This is a genomic window from Rhizorhabdus argentea (assembly GCF_037861105.1).
GTDB classification, from domain to species: Bacteria; Pseudomonadota; Alphaproteobacteria; order Sphingomonadales; family Sphingomonadaceae; genus Rhizorhabdus; species Rhizorhabdus argentea.
Window position 1 is genome coordinate 75,237 of sequence record NZ_JBANFK010000004.1, and the last position, 16,974, is coordinate 92,210.

Here is a 16,974-nt window from a genome sequence, read left to right on the forward strand (position 1 = left end):
GTCAGAGGAACCAACGGAAGTGAGATCCCAGCTTTCGCTGGGATGACGCGAGAGGGGAGCTTCACTCCGCCGCCTCGGGTAGCTCGGTGTCCTTCCACACCAGCACCGGCTTCCGCGCCGCCGCCGTCTCGTCGAGCCGCCGCCGCGGTGCCAGCGCCGGCGCGGCCTTCAGCGCGGCGTCGCCGGCGCGGGCGCGTTCCGCCACCGAGCGCAACGCGCCGATGAACTGGTCGAGCGTCGCCTTGCCCTCGGTTTCGGTGGGCTCGATCAGCATCGCGCCATGGACCACGAGCGGGAAATACATCGTCATCGGGTGGAAGCCCTCGTCGATCAGGCCCTTGGCGATGTCGAGCGTGGTGAAGCCCGCCGCAAGCCCTGCGTCGCTGAACAGCGCCTCGTGCATGCACGGGCCGCTGGCGGCGAACGGCGCGTCGAGTACGTCCTCCAGGCTGCGCAGCACATAATTGGCATTGAGCACAGCATCCTCTGCGACCTGGCGCAGGCCGTCGGCGCCGTGGCTGAGGATATAGGAGAGCGCCCGGGTGAACATGCCCATCTGGCCGTGGAAGGCGGCCATGCGCCCGAAGCTCGACGCATGATGCTCGCCGGCAGTCTCCTCCTCGACGAGAACATAGCGATCACCCTGCCGGTCGACGAACGGCAGCGGCGCGAACGGCGCCAGTGCGGCCGAGAACACCACTGGGCCCGAGCCCGGCCCGCCGCCACCGTGCGGGGTCGAGAAGGTCTTGTGGAGGTTGATGTGCATCGCATCGATGCCGAGGTCGCCCGGCCGCACCCGCCCGACGATCGCGTTGAAATTGGCGCCGTCGCAATAGACCAGGCCGCCGGCGGCGTGGACCGCGTCCGAAATAGCCTTCATGTCGCGCTCGAACAGGCCGCAGGTGTTGGGGTTGGTAATCATCACGCCGGCGACGTCGGGTCCAAGCCGGGCCTTGAGCGCATCGAGGTCGACGCGGCCCTCGGCGGTCGCCGGGATATTCTCGACCCGATAGTTGCAGAAGGCCGCCGTCGCGGGATTGGTGCCGTGCGCCGATTCGGGGACGAGGATCACCGAGCGGGCGTCGCCGCGCGCTTCCTGCGCGGCGCGGATCGCCAGCAGCCCGCACAGCTCGCCATGCGCGCCGGCCTTCGGCGCCATCGCGACGGCGGCCATGCCGGTCAGCGTCTTCAGCCATTCGGCCAGTTCATGGATCACCGCCAGCGCGCCCTGCACCGTGTCGACCGGCGCGAGCGGGTGGATGTCGGCGAAGCCGGGCATCCGCGCGACCTTCTCGTTGAGGCGCGGATTATGCTTCATCGTGCAGCTGCCGAGCGGGAACAGGCCGAGGTCGATGGCGTAATTCTGGCGGCTGAGCCTGGTATAATGGCGCACCGCCTCGGGCTCGGGCAGGCCGGGCAGGCCGATCGGCCGGTTGCGCTCCAGCCCGCCGAGCCGGCTCGCGACCTTCGGCGGCTCGGGCAGGTCGACGCCGGTGCGGGCGTAATTGTCCTGCTCGAAGATCAGCTTTTCCTCAAGCATCAGCGCGCGGTTGCCGGTGAAGGTCGGCGGCGCTGAAGCCGATGCGGTATTTTCAGGGCGCGTGACGCGGCCTTCGCTGTTCATGCTCATGCCGCCAACTCCGCTTCGAGGGCCTGGGCCAGATTTTCGACATCTTCCACGCTGCTGGTCTCGGTCACCGCGACGACGAGGCCGTTCGCGAGTGCCGGCGCGTCGGGGTAGAGCCGGCCGAGCGAGACGCCGCCCAATATCCCTCTGTCGGCGAGCGCGCGAACCACCGGGCGCGACTCCGTTGGCAGCTTGAGCGTGAACTCGTTGAAGAAGGCGCCGTTGACCAGCTCGACGCCGGGCAGCTTCGCCAGCCGGTCGGCGGCCGCAACTGCGCTGGCATGGTTCAGCGCGGCGAGGTTGCGCAGCCCGGTCTCGCCGAGCAGCGTCATGTGCGCCGAGAAGGCCAGTGCGCACAGCCCGGCATTGGTGCAGATGTTGGAGGTGGCCTTTTCGCGGCGGATATGCTGCTCGCGGGTCGACAGGGTCAGCACGAATCCGCGCTGTCCGTCGGCATCCTGGGTGACGCCGGCGAGGCGCCCCGGCATCTGGCGGACATATTTCTCCGCGCAGGCGAACAGGCCGACATAAGGGCCGCCGAAGTTGAGCCCGACGCCGATCGACTGGCCTTCGCCGACGACGATGTCTGCGCCCATCTCGCCGGGCGAGCGGATCGCGCCGAGCGACACCGGCTCGGTCACCACCGCGATCAGCAGCGCGCCCTTTTCATGGGCCCGTGCCGCCAGTTCGGAGAGGTCGGCGACATGGCCGAGAATGTTCGGGTTCTGGACGACGACGCAGCTGGTGTCGCTGTCGATCGCGTCGAGCAGGCGCGCCATATCGTCGCCGGGCGCGCCGGCGGTCAGTTCGGGCAGCGCGAGGTCGAGGCTGTCGCCGGTGAAGCGCGCCATCGTCCTGGCCAGCGAGACATAATGCGGATGCAGCCCGGCCGAGAGGATCGCCTTGCCCCGCCGGGTGACGCGCCGGGCCATGGTGATCGCCTCCCAGCAGGCGGTCGAGCCGTCGTACATCGACGCATTGGCCACGTCGCAGCCGAGCAGGCGGGCGACCTGGGTCTGGAACTCGAACAGCGCCTGCAGCGTCCCCTGCGCGATCTCCGGCTGATAGGGGGTATAGCTGGTCAGGAACTCGCCGCGCTGGATCAGGTGATCGACGCTGGCGGGAATGTGATGCCGGTAGGCGCCGCAGCCGAGGAAGAAAGGCGCGTCGCCGGCCGAGAGGTTCTGCTTCGCAAGTCGCGACATATGTCGTTCGACCGCGAGTTCGGACGCGTGCGGGGCAAGGCCCGCGATCGGTCCGGCCAGTCGCGCCGCGGCGGGGACGTCAACGAACAGTTCGTCGATCGACGAGGCGCCGATTGTGGCGAGCATCGCGCTGCGATCGGCGTCAGTGAGGGGAAGGTAGCGCATCGACCAAATCTCCCCCCTCCCTTTCAAGGGAGGGGCAGGGGGTGGGGTGGCGAAACCGAGGGCTCGATGCCCTCGGTGTAGCTTTTGCGAAGAAGTCGGAAGGCTCGCTACGCTCGCCACCCACCCCTACACCCCTCCCTTGAAAGGGAGGGCGAAAGAATATCAGAGGCTCTCGCAGAAGGCCTTGTACCCGGCTGCGTCCATCAGGCCCTCCAGCTCGGACGGGTCGGCCAGCGTGAGCTTGAAGAACCAGCCGCCGGTTTCGGGTGCGCTGTTGACTAATGCGGGCTCCTCTTCGAGCGCGGCGTTGATCTCGCTCACCGTGCCGGTCACCGGCGCGAACACGTCCGACGCGGCCTTGACCGATTCGACAACCGCCGCCTCGCCGCCCTTGGCGACGTTGGCGCCGAGTGCCGGCAGCTCGACGAAGACGATGTCGCCCAGTTGCGCCTGCGCATAGTCGGTGATTCCGACGGTCGCGGTGCCATCCTTGACCGAAATCCATTCATGCTCGTCGGTGTAGAAGGTCGTCATGGGTCTCAGCTCCCTTGGCGGACATAATGATGTGGAACGAAAGGCATCGGCGCGACTACGGCATCGAGCCGCTTGCCGCGCACTTCGATCTGGAGCGGGCGGTCCAGCACCGCGCTGTCGGCGGCGACATAGCCCATCGCGATGGGCACCTGCAGCGATGGGCTGAACCCGCCCGACGTGACGGTGCCGACCTCGACATCCCCATCGAAGATCGACGCACCCTCGCGAGCGGGCAGGCGGCCGGTCAGGACCATGCCGATCCGCTTGCGTGGCGGGCCCTCGGCGAGATGGCGGCAGACGACGGTCGCACCCGGGAAGCCGCCTTCGGCGCGGCGGCGCTTCGGCACCGCGAAGCCAAGGCCCGCCATCGCCGGATCGGTGGTGGTGTCCAGATCATGGCCGTAGAGCGGAAGCCCGGCCTCGAGCCGCAGCGAATCGCGGGCGCCGAGGCCGATCGGTTTGACCTCGGGTTGCGCGGCGATCAGCGACGCGATCGTTGCGGCATCGTCGGCCGGGATCGAAATCTCGAAACCGTCCTCCCCGGTATAGCCGGACCGGCTGATCCAGACGGGCACCTCGGCGATTTCGAAGGCGCCGGCGGTCATGAACACCAGCGCCTCGACATCGGGACAGAGCCGCGCCAGCGCATCCACCGCCTTCGGCCCCTGAAGGGCCAGCAGCGCATGGTCGTCGAGATGGTTGAGGATCAGTTCCTCGGGCAGATATTCGTGGAGATGGGCGATGTCGTCGGCCTTGGTGGCGCCGTTGACGACGAGATAGAAGTCGCCGGCGCGGCGCGTCACCATCAGATCGTCGAGAATGCCGCCCTTTTCGTCGAGCAGCAGCGAATACCGCGTCCGGTCCACGCCAAGATTGACGATATCCCCGGGCAGCAGCTTTTCAAGCGCGACATCGGCACCGTCGCCGCTGATCAACAGCTGGCCCATGTGCGACACGTCGAACAGGCCGGCTGATTCGCGGGTCCACAGGTGCTCAGCGATGATGCCGTCATACTGGATCGGCATCTGATAGCCGGCGAACGGCACCATCCTGGCGTCGCGAGCGCGATGCCAATGGTCGAGCGGCAGGGTCTGGATGATCTCTTCGGGCTCTTCGTCGCTCACACTCTTGCCTCCGTGACGGTCAATGACGCCGGGCGCAATCCACCCGCCGGTCATTGCCCCCTCTGTCACGGAACCTGAGAGCATTCGCACGAGCCGTCCACATCGTGGCGACGGCCGGGCTTACCCCTTCGGTGGGATGGTCGGCGACATCTGGTTTCCCAGAGGCCAGCCATCCGCTTTCCAGAGTGTCGATCCTGTCCACGCGGTCCGTTGACCTGAGAGATTCCGGGGCGGTTGCTCCTTCGGCGGCCTCGGGATCGCTCCCGCGGCACTCTCCCGCGTGGTCAGCACCGGTTGCCCGGCGACGACCCGCACGGCTTGGCGTGGCCGTCCGCTCAAGTCAACGGTGGATGTAGCGGTGCAGCGAAACGGTACGACTGATGAATCGCCCGGCACGACGCGGGCCGTCTGGACCACTAGCTTCGTCATCCCAGCGAAAGCTGGGATCCCAGTTTCTTCATTCGGCACGCTTCAAAGGCAAGGAGATCCCAACTTTCGCTGGGATGACCATTGGACGCCGAGAGAGTCACCGCGAGGCGTTGTATGCCAGCTGGCTCTCCGAGAGCTGGAAGCCGACGAGCAGCTCGAAATTGGCGTTGTTGACTGCCTCGCGCACGGCGGGCTCGTTCATAGGGTCGAGCGCCGCGTCGGCGTCGCCGGCCTTGCGCTTGCGGTTGATCCGCTGGAGGATCTCGGGCGGCAGCGTCGCCGCCGAGCGGGAGACCATCGCGGTCGCCGAAGCATGGGCGCTGCCGCGCAGCTGGCCTTCCGGGAAGCTGATCGTGACTTCGCCGACTTGCTTCGATTCGAGCTGCGTGCCGGCGCGCAGCACCGTCGCGAACCAGGGCAGGGTGATGGTGCGGGAGGGCCCGGCAGTCGCGCGGCGGGCCTGGACGTCAAAGCTGGCGGTCACCTGGATCTGCGCGCCATTGCCGCCTTCGTTGCAGCTGGCCCGGAGATTGGCGATATTGGCGCTGACGTCAATCGCGTTGACGCTGCGATCGGCTGGCGGATCAAACAGGGTGATGTCGCCCGTATAGGTCGCAATCGCGGCCGCCGGGCAGGCCGAGCGCGCGATCTTGAAGCCGCCACGTTCGTCGAACTCCGCATCCGTCTTACAGCCCGCAAGCGTCAGCGCGGCGAGGAGGATCGCGGTCGTTTTCGAAAACTGCACTACGGGGCATCCTTCATCATGGTCCGGAGTGGTGCGCACGCCCGGTAGGTCTCGCGATCATAGGAACCGGCTTTCGCACAGGCAAGCAATCGCTTAAGGGCGGCGCATGACGACCACCGACCGGCCACCCCTCGATCTGCTGATCGCAGCGCCGCGCGGCTTCTGCGCCGGGGTGGACCGGGCGATCCGCATCGTCGAGCTGACGATCGAAAAATATGGCGCGCCGGTCTATGTGCGTCACGAGATCGTCCACAACAAATATGTCGTCGACGACCTGAAGGCAAAGGGAGCGATCTTCGTCGAGGAGCTCGACGAGGTGCCGGATGACGCGCCGGTGGTGTTCTCTGCGCATGGCGTGCCGAAGGCCGTCCCGGCAAGGGCGAGCGAGCGGGGCCTGAACTTCCTCGACGCCACCTGTCCGCTGGTTTCCAAGGTGCACCGCCAAGCCGAGCGGCTGGTCAAGAACGGCCACCATATCTTCTTCATCGGCCATAAGGGCCACCCGGAGGTGATCGGCACCTTCGGTCAGGTACCCGACGGCGTGATGACCCTCGTGGAGACCGCCGAGGATGCGGCAACCGTCACGCCGCCTGCCGGCCAGCCCCTCGCCTTTCTGAGCCAGACCACGCTCTCGGTCGATGACACGATCGAGATCATCGGGGTACTGCGGGAGCGTTTTCCCCAGATCGCGGCGCCGCTTTCAGAGGACATCTGCTATGCGACCTCGAACCGCCAGGCGGCGGTGAAGGCGATCGCGGCCAAGTGCGACGCCATGCTGGTGATCGGCGCGCCCAACAGCTCGAATTCGATGAGGCTGGTCGAGGTCGCGACCCGCAACGGCGTCAAGGCGCGGCTGATCCAGCGCGCCGCGGAGATCGACTTCAGCTGGCTTGAGGGCGTCCGCACCCTCGGCATCACCGCAGGAGCTTCGGCGCCGGAGATTCTCGTGCGGGAACTCGTCGACACGCTGGCGACCCGCTTCACTATCCATGAGCGCGAGGTGGAATCGGTGACCGAGGATATGTTGTTCAAGCTCCCCAGGACGTTGGTTGCCTGATGGCGGTCTATACTCAGGTCTCCAGCGAGGAGATGAGCGCCTTCCTCCACCGTTACGACCATGGCGCGCTGATATCGGCCAAGGGCATCGCCGAGGGCGTCGAGAACAGCAACTACCTGATCGAGACGACCGTCGGCCGCTACATCCTGACGCTCTACGAGAAGCGGGTGAATGTCGACGACCTGCCCTTCTTCGGGGCGTTGACCGATCACCTCGCCGCCAAGGGGCTCAACATCCCGCGGATGTTGCGCGACCGGCGCGGCGAGCAGCTCCAGACGCTGGCAGGCCGCCCCGCCTGCCTGATCGAGTTCCTGAGCGGCGTGTCGGTTACCCATCCCACGCCGGCGCAGGCACGGGCGGCGGGCCGCGCGCTGGGCGACATGCACCGCGCGCTCGCGGATTTCCGGCAGACGCGACCGAACAGCCTCGATCTCGCCGGGTGGCAGGCGCTGGCTGCCCGCTGCGGCGCCGATCTCGATCGCGTCCACGACGGCCTTGGCGCACGAGTGACGCGCGAACTGTCCTGGCTCGACGCTCACTGGCCGCGGCACCTGCCGACGTCGGTGGTCCATGCCGATCTCTTTCCCGACAACGTCCTGATGCTGGGCGACGAGGTGAGCGGCGTCATCGATTTCTACTTCGCCTGCACCGACATCCGCGCGTGGGATGTCGCGGTCACCCATGCCGCCTGGTGTTTCGAGAATGACGGCACCGGCTATCACGCCGATCTCGGCCGTGCGCTGATCGCGGGATATGACAAGCAGTTCGGCCTGTCGACCGAAGAGCGGCTCGCTTTCCCGGCGCTGGCGCGCGGCGCCTGTCTGCGTTTCCTGCTGACCCGCGCCTGGGACTGGCTCAACACCCCCGCCGACGCGATGGTGACGCGCAAGGACCCGCTGGCTTTCCTGCGTCGCCTGGATTTCTATGCAGAAGCCGATCCGGAAACGCTGGTGACCGTTTGACCGAGCATCCCCTCGAACTTCCGCTGGTCGAGATCGCGACCGACGGCGCGTGCAAGGGCAATCCCGGGCCGGGCGGCTGGGGTGCGCTGATGCGCTTCGGCGGCACCGAGAAGGAGTTGTCCGGTAGCGAGAACCCGTCGACCAACAACCGCATGGAGCTGATGGCGGCGATCCGCGCGCTCGAGGCGCTCAAGAAGCCGTGCCGCGTGAAGTTGTCGACCGACAGCCGCTATGTGATGGACGGCCTCACCAAGTGGATACATGGCTGGCGCAAGAATGGCTGGAAGACCGCCGACCGCAAGCCGGTGAAGAATGCCGAGCTGTGGCAGCGGCTGCTCGATGCTGCGGCTCCGCACAAGATCGAGTGGTTGTGGGTGAAAGGTCATGCCGGTCATCCCGACAATGAGCGCGCCGACAAGCTGGCGAGCGACGCGGCGCTGCGGTTTTAGCGGCAGCGCATCCGCCCTCGACTCCGGCTCAGCCCCTCGTCCCGCGCATGAAATCGGGTTCGACGATATTGTCGATCGCCTGTGCGATCGGCGCCGGCACGGCCCCGACTTCCTGGTGAAGCAGCGTAGCGAGTGCGCGCGACTGGGCGAGCAGTTCGTCCAGCACCGCCGGCTCGCATTCATGGCGCAGGCACTGGCGGCTGATCGCGGTCAGCAGGCGCGAGAGGCTGAAGCTGCCGAAGCTGTCGAGCAGGGTGCGTAACGCCTCGGCCTCGGCCGCGGCGAGCTCCCAGGCCCTGGCGCGAACCGCGGCGGCGATGCGCTGCGGTCGATCGCCGATGTCGAACAGCAGCATCTTGATGAGTATTGCGATGTCCTCATGGCCACCCTGCTCGATCAGCAGGTTGAGGCGCCCGCGGTCGAACTGGTCGCCGCCGGTTTGGGCCTGCGCGCGCTTGCTCCGGCGCATCTTCCCGATCATGTCGAGCAACTGGCCCGAGACGATCGGCTTGGGTAGAAAGCTGTCGACGCCGGCCTCGAAATAGACGCGCCGCCGCTCCGGCAGCGAATCGGCGCTGATCGCCAGAATCGGCGTGTTGCAGGCGGGGGCGTCGAGCGCGCGGATGGCGCGGGTGGCGGCCAGGCCGTCGAGCTCCGGCATCTGCATGTCCATCAGGACCAGGTCGAACGGCTGGGCGGCGATGGCCCCGAGCGCCTTGCGGCCGTCCTCCACAGCGACGATATGATGGCCTTCGCGACTCAGCAGCCCGGCCATCAGGCGGCGGTTGATCGGGTTGTCCTCAGCCAGCAGGATATGCATCGGGCCGGCTGGCACATTTTCCGGGACCGCATCGCCGTCGGCTTTTTTGAACGGCAGTTCCACCGAGAAGGTCGTGCCCCGGCCGGTATCGCTCGACACCGCGATCGAGCCGCCCATCGCCTCGGCCAGCTGCTGGCTGATGGCGAGGCCGAGGCCGGTGCCGCCCTGTAGCCGCAACCGCGCCGCATCGACCTGTTCGCCGCGCGAGAAGATCCGGCCGAGCGCGTCATGGCCGATGCCGCGGCCGCTATCACGCACGATGATCATCCAATAGTCGCCCTGCTCCCCCGAGCGGGTGGGGGACAGGGCGACCGAGACGCTGCCATTTTCGGTGAACTTGATCGCGTTGCCCACCAGGTTCGACAGCAATTGCTGCAACCGCGCCGAATCGCCGCGCACCATCACCGGCTCGCCGTCGAGGCCGTGGGCATCGAGCGCCAGCCCCTTGGTCGCCGCGGTGCCATTGTACAGGTTGATCGTCGTGCGAATCGCCGCCTTCAGGTCGAAATTGATGCTCTCGATGACGACCCGACCGGATTCCACGCGGGAGTAGTCGATCATGTCGTCGACCACGCTCATCACCGTGCAGCCGGCCTCGCTCAGCCCTTGAAGCAGCGCGCGCCGCTGTTCGCCGGGCGGATCGCGCCGCAGCGAATCGATCAATGTGAGCAGCCCGTTCATCGGCGTCCGGATCTCGTGGCTCATCACCGCGAGCAGCTCGGCCTTGGCCCGCTCCGCCGCGCGCGCCTGGTCGCGCGCGGCGATCAACGCGCGCTCTGCTTCGACTTCCGCGGTGATCTCGCGGATGATGCCGAACAGCCTGTTCGGGCCATCGCGCTGCCCGGCGACTTCGACGTGGATGAGCTTGCCATCGGGACGAACGAGGCGGAACCGCGTCGGCGGCAACTCCCCGGTCCGGACCGCTTCTGCGACTGCCAGGTCGGCCCTCCCAAGCTCATCGGGGTGGTACAGGTTGCGCATGAATTCATAGGTCAGGGGGGCATCGTTCGGGAGGCCGAGGATCCGGTACAGCCGGGGGGACCAGACATGCCGGTTGGCCCCGTAGTCGGCCTGCCAGATGCCGAGCCCCGCAAGCGACTCCGCGAGGGCCAGCAGACGATCGGCCTCGGCTCTGTCATCCAACGGAATCGGCTCGCCCCCTTTTTGCCGAGCGGTTAACCTCCCGCCCAGGCTGATCTTTTAGGGCCAGATCGGGCCTGAGGGAAAGCGATAGATGTAAACTTTGGTTAACTGTGGACCTGGCCGGTCGGCGAACGCAGGTTCATGCATCGGGCCGCGTCGCCACATAGACGGCGCAGGCGACCAGCGCCGACGCTACGATGACCGCCAGCCACCATATCGGCCGCACCGTGAACAGCATCACCGCATAGCCGCCGGCCATGCTCGTGATCGCGACGATCTTCGCCTTGCGCGGGATGGCGCCCCGCTCGCGCCAGCGGCGAATCGAGGCGCCGAACCAGCGATGATCGAGCAGCCACGCTTCGAAGCGGGGGCTAGAATGGCTGAAACAGCCGGCCGCCAGGATTAGAAAGATCGTCGTGGGCATCACCGGCAGCAGCAACCCGATGAAGCCGAGCGCGACCATCGCCCATCCCAGCGCGAACCAGCCCCAACGCTTGACGGGGCCATGCATGCCTCGACCGCCCCGCCCTAGAACCGGTCGTTCGGCACGAACGGCTTCGGCCGGCGTTGCTGTTGCTGCGAAGCCATCGCTATGGCCCCTAAAGCGCGCCGTGGCAGTGCTTGTACTTGCGGCCCGATCCGCACGGGCAGGGCGAGTTGCGACCGAGATTGGCGGCGACTTCCGGCGGGATCAGGAAATCGTCGCCGGCGACGCCCAATGCGGCCTGCGGTGCGCGCGCGGTGATCAGGCCCAGCATGCCGGCGTCGCGATCGGCCGAATCATCGTCGCCGGTGAACGGATCGAGGTGGCTGGTGATGAAGTCAGGCATTGGCGGCAGTTCGGCAAAATCCTGCGGCGCCGACTCGAAGCGCACCGTTGCGAGGATGCGGGTCACTTCCTCGCGGATGGCGAACAGCATTCGCTCGAACAGCGCGAAAGCTTCCGACTTATACTCGTTGATCGGCGTCTTCTGCGCATAGGCGCGCAGGTGGATCACCTGACGCAGCGCGTCGAGCGTCGCGAGATGCTCCTTCCAGTGATGGTCGAGGGTCTGCAGCAGCACGCTCTTCTCGACGCCATGCCAGTTCTGCTCGTCGATCAGTTCGCGCTGGGCAGCGATCACCGCGTCGGCCTCGGCCAGCACCCGCTCGGCGAGCTTTTCGGGATCGATGCCGTCCTCGGCCACCCATTCGTCGAACGGCGGCTCGATGCCCAGCGTCTCGGCGGCACGCACCTTCAGCAACTCCACGTTCCACTGTTCGGGATAGGAGTGGGGCGGGCAGGCTTCACCGACGATCACGTTGGCTGTATCGGCGCGCATGTCGGATACGACCTCGTCGACCGTGTCGGCATCCATGATGTCGGCGCGCTGCTCGTAGATCACCTTGCGCTGGTCGTTCATCACGTCGTCATATTCGACGACCTGTTTGCGGATGTCGTAGTTGCGCGCCTCGACCTTCTTCTGCGCCGTCTCGATCGCCTTGGATATCCAGGGCGAAACGATCGCCTCGCCATCGGCGAGGTTCTTGTTCATCATCCGTGCGAACATCGTCTGCGGGCCGAAGATGCGCAGCAGGTCGTCGTCGAGCGACAAGTAGAAGCGGCTGAGGCCGGGATCGCCCTGGCGGCCCGAACGGCCGCGCAGCTGGTTATCGATGCGGCGGCTCTCATGGCGCTCGGTGCCGAGCACGAACAGGCCGCCGGCGGCGAGCACGGCTTCCTTCTCGGCGATGATCTCCCCCTTGATGCGCTCCGCCGCGGCATCGAATTCGGGCGTGCCGATCTCGAGGTCGGGATGCTCGTCCAGCATGCGGAACTCGGGGTTGCCGCCGAGCTGGATGTCGGTGCCGCGGCCGGCCATGTTGGTGGCGATGGTGATCGCCCGCAGCCGCCCCGCCTGCGCCACGATATGCGCTTCCTGCTCGTGATAGCGCGCGTTCAGCACCTTGTGCTCGACGCCCTCGCGGGTCAGGAACTCGGATAGCAGCTCGGATTTCTCGATCGACACAGTGCCGACCAGCACCGGCTGGCCGCGCTCCTTGGCCTCGCGGATCGTCTGGGTGATCGCGGCGAACTTGTCCTGCATGTTCTTGTAGAACTCGTCGTCCTGATCGATCCGCTTGACCGGCAGGTTGGTCGGGATGGTGACGACGTTCATCTTGTAGATCTGGTAGAATTCCGGCGCTTCGGTCGCCGCCGTGCCGGTCATGCCGCCGAGCTTGGGGTACATGCGAAAATAATTCTGGAAGGTGATCGAGGCGAGCGTCTGGTTCTCGGGCTCGATCTGGACACCCTCCTTGGCCTCGACCGCCTGATGCAGGCCGTCCGACCAGCGCCGCCCGTCCATCATCCGGCCGGTGAACTCGTCGATGATGACGACCTTGCCGTCCTTGACGATATAATCGATGTCGGCCTTGAACACGATGTTCGCCTTCATCGCCTGGTTCAGGTGATGGACGACCTGGGTGTTCTCGAAATCATAGAGGTTGGCGCCCTCGAGCAGCCCGGCATCCTCGAGCAGCCGCTCGATCCGCTCGGTGCCGTCCTCGGTCAGCACCACCGAGCGCGCCTTTTCGTCGAGTTCGTAGTCAACCGGCATGACCTGCTGCACGATCGCGTTGACCTGCTTGTACAGCTCGGACTTGTCGTCGGTCGGGCCGGAGATGATCAGCGGCGTACGCGCTTCGTCGATCAGCACCGAATCGACTTCGTCCACCACGGCGAACTTGAACGGGCGCTGCACCATCGAGCTACGCTCGTACTTCATGTTGTCGCGCAGATAGTCGAAGCCGAACTCGTTGTTGGTGCCGTAGGTGATGTCGCAGGCATAGGCATCGCGGCGCTGATGATCGCTCAGGTTCGGGACGATCACGCCGACGGTCAGGCCCAGGAAGCGATAGACCCGGCCCATCCACTCGGCGTCGCGACTGGCGAGATAGTCGTTGACGGTGACGACATGCACGCCCTCGCCGGGCAGGGCGTTGAGATAAACCGCGAGCGTTGCGACCAGTGTCTTGCCTTCGCCGGTCCGCATCTCGGCGATCTCGCCGCGATGCAGGACGATGCCGCCGATCATCTGGACGTCATAGTGCCGCTGGCCGAGCACGCGCCGGGCGGCTTCGCGGACCGTCGCGAAGGCCTCCGGAAGCAGCGAATCGAGCGCCTGGCCTTCGTCGAGGCGCTTGCGAAAGACCGTGGTCTGGCCCGCCAGTTCCTCGTCGCTCATTGCCTCCAGCGTCGGCTCGAAGCTCGCAATGCGCTGGATGATCGGGCGCAACGACTTCACATAGCGGTCGTTCGACGACCCGAAGATGGCTTTGGCGAGGCCGCCGAGCATGGGCATTCCTTGAAACATGGGCGCGCGGGCGGCGTTTCGGCCACCTCGCGATCGTGCGGGTGCAGATAGGTGTCGGGGCCGACTACGTCAATTCGCCGCCCTAACGATGATGTGCCATACACGTTCCAGGTCAGGAACGGCTTTCGTCCGATATTTCAAAGTTTGACCCTCCTCCCTATAGAAGCCGCACTTCCGGAGTATCCCATGACCGAAATTTCGCCGCTTGCCCCCGCCGCCTTTCCCGCGCTGCCCCCGATCGCCGGCGTGCGCGCGGCCGTGACGCGAGCGGGGTACAAGGCGTGGGAGCGGGCCGACCTGACCTATATCGCCCTGGCCGAGGACAGCGTCGTCGCCGGCGTCACGACCAAGAGCAAATGTCCGTCGCCCGAGGTCGAATGGTGCCGTGCCGCGTTGCCGCTGGGCCGGGCGCGGGCGCTCGTGGTGAATGCCGGCAACTCGAACGCCTTCACCGGCAGTCGTGGCCGGGCGGCGGTCGAGGCGATCACCGCGCGGGTCGCGGGCGCGATCGGCTGCAAACCTTCGGACGTCTATGTCGCCTCGACCGGGGTGATCGGTGTGCCGCTGCCGATCGACAAGGCCGAGGCTGGAATCGACGCGGTACTGACTGCGCCGGAGGCAAGGTGGAAACAGGCCGCCGAAGCGATCATGACCACCGACACCTTTGCCAAGGCCGCGACCGCATCGGCGATGATCGGCGGCACGCGGGTCGATCTGGTGGGGATCATCAAGGGTTCGGGGATGATCGCGCCGGATATGGCGACGATGCTCGGCTTCGTCTTCACCGATGCCGCGATCGCGGCGCCGCTGCTTCAGGCGATGCTCGACCAGGCGAATGGCCGGAGCTTCTCCTGCATCACCGTCGATGGCGACACTTCCACCAGCGATACTGTGCTCGCTTTCGCGACCGGTGCGGCGGGGAACGCCCCGCTGGAGTCGATCGAGGATGCCGGCGCCGATGCCTTCCAGGCGGCGCTCACCGATGTCTGCCTCCAGCTCGCGCATCTGGTGGTGCGCGACGGCGAGGGCGCGTCGAAGTTCATCGCCATCACCGTCGAAGGCGCCGAGAGCGACGCCAGCGCGCACCGCATCGCCCTATCGATCGCCAACTCGCCGCTGGTGAAGACAGCGATCGCCGGCGAGGACGCCAATTGGGGCCGCGTGGTGATGGCTGTCGGCAAGGCGGGCGAGCCGGCCGAGCGCGACAAGCTGTCGATCCGCTTCGGCGCCACCCAGGTGGCGAGTGGAGGGCTGGCAGTCGAAGGTTATGACGAGGCGCCGGTCGCGGCGCACCTCAAGGGCCGCGAAATCGATATCGGCGTGGACCTCGGCATCGGCCATGGCCGCGCAACGGTTTGGACATGCGACCTCACCCATGGCTATATCTCGATTAACGCGGACTATCGGAGCTGAGTGCATCAGCTCCATATCCACGTCATTCCAGCGAAGGCTGGAATCTCTCTTCTTCCGTGTCTCGGGACGAAGGCAGGGAGATCCCAGCTTTCGCTGGGATGACGATAGGGCACAGACGGAGTCGACATGTCGCTGATCATCTGGGGCCGCCTCAACTCGCACAACGTCAAGAAGGTGGCGTGGGCGGCCGACGAGATCGGCATGCGGCATGTCCGCCACGATATCGGCGGCAGCTTCGGCTATACCGACGCCTATCTGGCGATGAACCCGAACCGGCTGGTGCCGACGATCGAGGATGACGGCTTCGTGCTGTGGGAATCGAACGCGATCCTGCGCTATCTTGCGAGCAAATATGCCTCGGAGCTCTGGCCGTCCCACCTGGAGGAGCGCGCATCTGCGGACCGCTGGATGGACTGGCAGTTCGGCTATGCCGATGCGCAGCGCGCCGCTTTCCTGAACATGGTCCGCTACGCACCCGCCGACCGCGATCCGGCGGCGATTGCCGCGTCGGCCAGGAAGTGCGGGGAGATGATGACGATCCTCGACGCGGCACTGGCGCAAAAGCCCTGGCTGACCGGCGACGATTTCGGAATCGGCGACATCCCGATGGGGGTCTATGCCCACACCTGGTATGCGATCGACATCGAGCGGCCCGACTGTCCGCATGTCGCAGACTGGTATGCGCGGCTGAAGGCGCGGCCCGGCTATGCGGCCAACGTCATGATCCCGCTGAGCTGATGCACAGCCTCTACCAGCCCGTCCTCGATCTGATGCGGACGGTGGCGCGCGACATCATGATGCCGCGCTTCCGCAAGCTGTCGACCGATGACTATGCGGAGAAGACGCCCGGCGATTTCGTGACGATCGTCGATCGCGAATCGGAAGCGCTGCTGAGCGAGGCGCTTGCGCGGCTGCTGCCGGGCGCGCGGATCATCGGGGAGGAGGCTGTTGCCGCCGATCCCTCGATTGTCGACCAGGTCGGCGAGGGCATCGCGTGGATCATCGACCCGCTCGACGGCACCAACAATTTCACCGAGGGCAAGCCGCCCTTCGCGATCATGATTGGGCTGGCGATCGACGGCGCGCGCGAAGCGGGATGGATTCTCGATCCGATCGGGGGGCGGGTCTGCCATGCGGTGCGCGGCGGCGGCTGCTTCATCGACGGCGTCGCGGTCCGGGCGCGCCGCTCGGACGGTGCCCTGCCGAAAGCGGCCATCGCCACCTATTTCATGCCGGAAGACCGTCAGGCGGACGTTCGTCGCCGTGCCGAGGGCCGGATCGAGATCGTCGACATCCCGCGCTGCGCCGGCGAGCAATATCCCCGGCTGATCCTGGGCCAGAACGACATCGCGCTGTTCGAGCGCACCCAGGTCTGGGATCATGCGCCAGGCGCGCTGATGCTGGAGGAAGCCGGCGGCAGGATCGCGCGCAACGATGGCACGGACTACCGGCTCGACGTGCCGGGGCGAGGCGCGATCGCTGCGAGCACGCCTGAAATGTGGGCTCTGGCGAAGGCCGTGCTGTTCGATTGAGGCCTTGTTGGCCCTCTCCCGCAAGCGGGAGAGGGGTAGCGGAGCTTACAGTTCGCTTTCGAGCCAGCCCTTGAGCTGGCTCTTGGGCGCAGCGCCGACCTTCGTCGCGGCCGGCTGGCCGTTCTTGAACAGGATCATCGTCGGGATGCCGCGCACGCCGTACTTGCCGGGGGCATCGGGATTTTCGTCGATGTTGATCTTGGCGATGGTGACCTTCTCGCCCAGTTCGTCCGAGATTTCTTCGAGAGCGGGGCCGATCATCTTGCACGGGCCGCACCATTCCGCCCAGAAATCGACGAGCACGGGGCCTTCCGCGGAGATGACGTCGCTATGGAAGGACGAATCGGTGATGGCTTTTGTCGGCATGGAAAGCTCCTTGAGGTTGATCAGGATGTAGGGCGGCTGGGGGTTGG

15 protein-coding genes and 2 riboswitches are annotated in these 16,974 nt (G+C 66.3%); of the genes, 6 read left to right on the forward strand and 9 right to left on the reverse strand.

All coding sequences use genetic code 11. From position 1 onward, the window contains the following. Positions 1-61: 61 nt before the first annotated feature. The 5 genes from gcvPB to AAC645_RS04860 all read right to left on the reverse strand — a co-directional run bounded on the left by gcvPB (position 62) and on the right by AAC645_RS04860 (position 5,829). The gene (gene gcvPB, locus AAC645_RS04840; protein ID WP_340314269.1) at positions 62-1,630 is read right to left on the reverse strand and encodes an aminomethyl-transferring glycine dehydrogenase subunit GcvPB; all 1,569 of its coding nucleotides are present in this window, start codon (positions 1,628-1,630) and stop codon (positions 62-64) included. Then, complete coding sequence (gene gcvPA / locus AAC645_RS04845; RefSeq protein ID WP_340314271.1) at positions 1,627-2,997, reverse strand: aminomethyl-transferring glycine dehydrogenase subunit GcvPA; 1,371 nt, start codon at positions 2,995-2,997, stop codon at positions 1,627-1,629. The genes gcvPB and gcvPA overlap by 4 nt, the downstream gene beginning before the upstream one ends. Before the next feature lie 162 nt (positions 2,998-3,159). Beyond that, positions 3,160-3,531, reverse strand: a complete 372-nt coding sequence (gene gcvH / locus AAC645_RS04850) for a glycine cleavage system protein GcvH (RefSeq protein WP_340314273.1) — start codon at positions 3,529-3,531, stop codon at positions 3,160-3,162. A 5-nt stretch (positions 3,532-3,536) separates the two neighbouring features. Beyond that, positions 3,537-4,709 (reverse strand): glycine cleavage system aminomethyltransferase GcvT, encoded by a 1,173-nt coding sequence (gene gcvT / locus AAC645_RS04855; RefSeq protein WP_422785796.1) that lies wholly within the window; start codon positions 4,707-4,709, stop codon positions 3,537-3,539. Beyond that, positions 4,708-4,846: riboswitch (glycine riboswitch) on the reverse strand. It overlaps the preceding gene by 2 nt. A gap of 2 nt (positions 4,847-4,848) precedes the next feature. After that, positions 4,849-4,944: riboswitch (glycine riboswitch) on the reverse strand. 237 nt (positions 4,945-5,181) lie between these two features. Continuing rightward, the gene (locus tag AAC645_RS04860; protein WP_340314277.1) at positions 5,182-5,829 is read right to left on the reverse strand and encodes a hypothetical protein; all 648 of its coding nucleotides are present in this window, start codon (positions 5,827-5,829) and stop codon (positions 5,182-5,184) included. Positions 5,830-5,935: 106 nt separating this feature from the next. On the opposite strand from AAC645_RS04860, the gene ispH reads away from it, so the two are divergent. From ispH to rnhA, 3 genes are read left to right on the forward strand one after another with little or no spacing between them, the layout of a single operon-like run. After that, a complete protein-coding gene (ispH, locus tag AAC645_RS04865; protein WP_340314279.1) occupies positions 5,936-6,886 on the forward strand; it encodes a 4-hydroxy-3-methylbut-2-enyl diphosphate reductase in 951 nt (316 codons plus the stop codon). Then, complete coding sequence (thrB, locus tag AAC645_RS04870) at positions 6,886-7,848, forward strand: homoserine kinase (protein WP_340314280.1); 963 nt, start codon at positions 6,886-6,888, stop codon at positions 7,846-7,848. Before ispH ends, thrB begins: the two co-directional genes overlap by 1 nt. Further along, positions 7,845-8,297, forward strand: coding sequence for a ribonuclease HI (rnhA, locus tag AAC645_RS04875; protein ID WP_340314281.1), 453 nt, complete (start codon positions 7,845-7,847; stop codon positions 8,295-8,297). Before thrB ends, rnhA begins: the two co-directional genes overlap by 4 nt. A gap of 28 nt (positions 8,298-8,325) precedes the next feature. Here rnhA and AAC645_RS04880 read toward each other — a convergent pair whose 3' ends face one another. The 3 genes from AAC645_RS04880 to secA all read right to left on the reverse strand — a co-directional run bounded on the left by AAC645_RS04880 (position 8,326) and on the right by secA (position 13,598). After that, entirely contained in the window at positions 8,326-10,260 is a 1,935-nt protein-coding gene (locus tag AAC645_RS04880) for a PAS domain-containing hybrid sensor histidine kinase/response regulator (protein WP_340314283.1), read from the reverse strand. A gap of 139 nt (positions 10,261-10,399) precedes the next feature. Beyond that, positions 10,400-10,771, reverse strand: coding sequence for a YbaN family protein (locus AAC645_RS04885; protein ID WP_340314284.1), 372 nt, complete (start codon positions 10,769-10,771; stop codon positions 10,400-10,402). A gap of 88 nt (positions 10,772-10,859) precedes the next feature. After that, on the reverse strand, positions 10,860-13,598 hold the full coding sequence (gene secA, locus AAC645_RS04890; RefSeq protein ID WP_340314285.1) for a preprotein translocase subunit SecA: 2,739 nt from the start codon (positions 13,596-13,598) through the stop codon (positions 10,860-10,862). Between the two features lie 204 nt (positions 13,599-13,802). Here secA and argJ point away from each other — a divergent pair, with 204 nt between their 5' ends. The 3 genes from argJ to AAC645_RS04905 all read left to right on the forward strand — a co-directional run bounded on the left by argJ (position 13,803) and on the right by AAC645_RS04905 (position 16,561). Further along, positions 13,803-15,029 carry a bifunctional glutamate N-acetyltransferase/amino-acid acetyltransferase ArgJ gene (gene argJ, locus AAC645_RS04895; RefSeq protein ID WP_340314286.1) on the forward strand — a complete coding sequence of 409 codons (1,227 nt, stop codon included), beginning with the start codon at positions 13,803-13,805 and terminating at the stop codon, positions 15,027-15,029. Between the two features lie 126 nt (positions 15,030-15,155). Then, positions 15,156-15,767: a glutathione S-transferase family protein gene (locus tag AAC645_RS04900; RefSeq protein ID WP_340314287.1), complete on the forward strand. Its 612-nt coding sequence runs from the start codon at positions 15,156-15,158 to the stop codon at positions 15,765-15,767. Beyond that, positions 15,767-16,561, forward strand: a complete 795-nt coding sequence (locus AAC645_RS04905; RefSeq protein WP_340314288.1) for an inositol monophosphatase family protein — start codon at positions 15,767-15,769, stop codon at positions 16,559-16,561. Before AAC645_RS04900 ends, AAC645_RS04905 begins: the two co-directional genes overlap by 1 nt. Before the next feature lie 45 nt (positions 16,562-16,606). Here AAC645_RS04905 and trxA read toward each other — a convergent pair whose 3' ends face one another. After that, positions 16,607-16,927, reverse strand: a complete 321-nt coding sequence (gene trxA, locus AAC645_RS04910; RefSeq protein WP_340314289.1) for a thioredoxin TrxA — start codon at positions 16,925-16,927, stop codon at positions 16,607-16,609. Between the last annotated feature and the right edge of the window lie 47 nt (positions 16,928-16,974).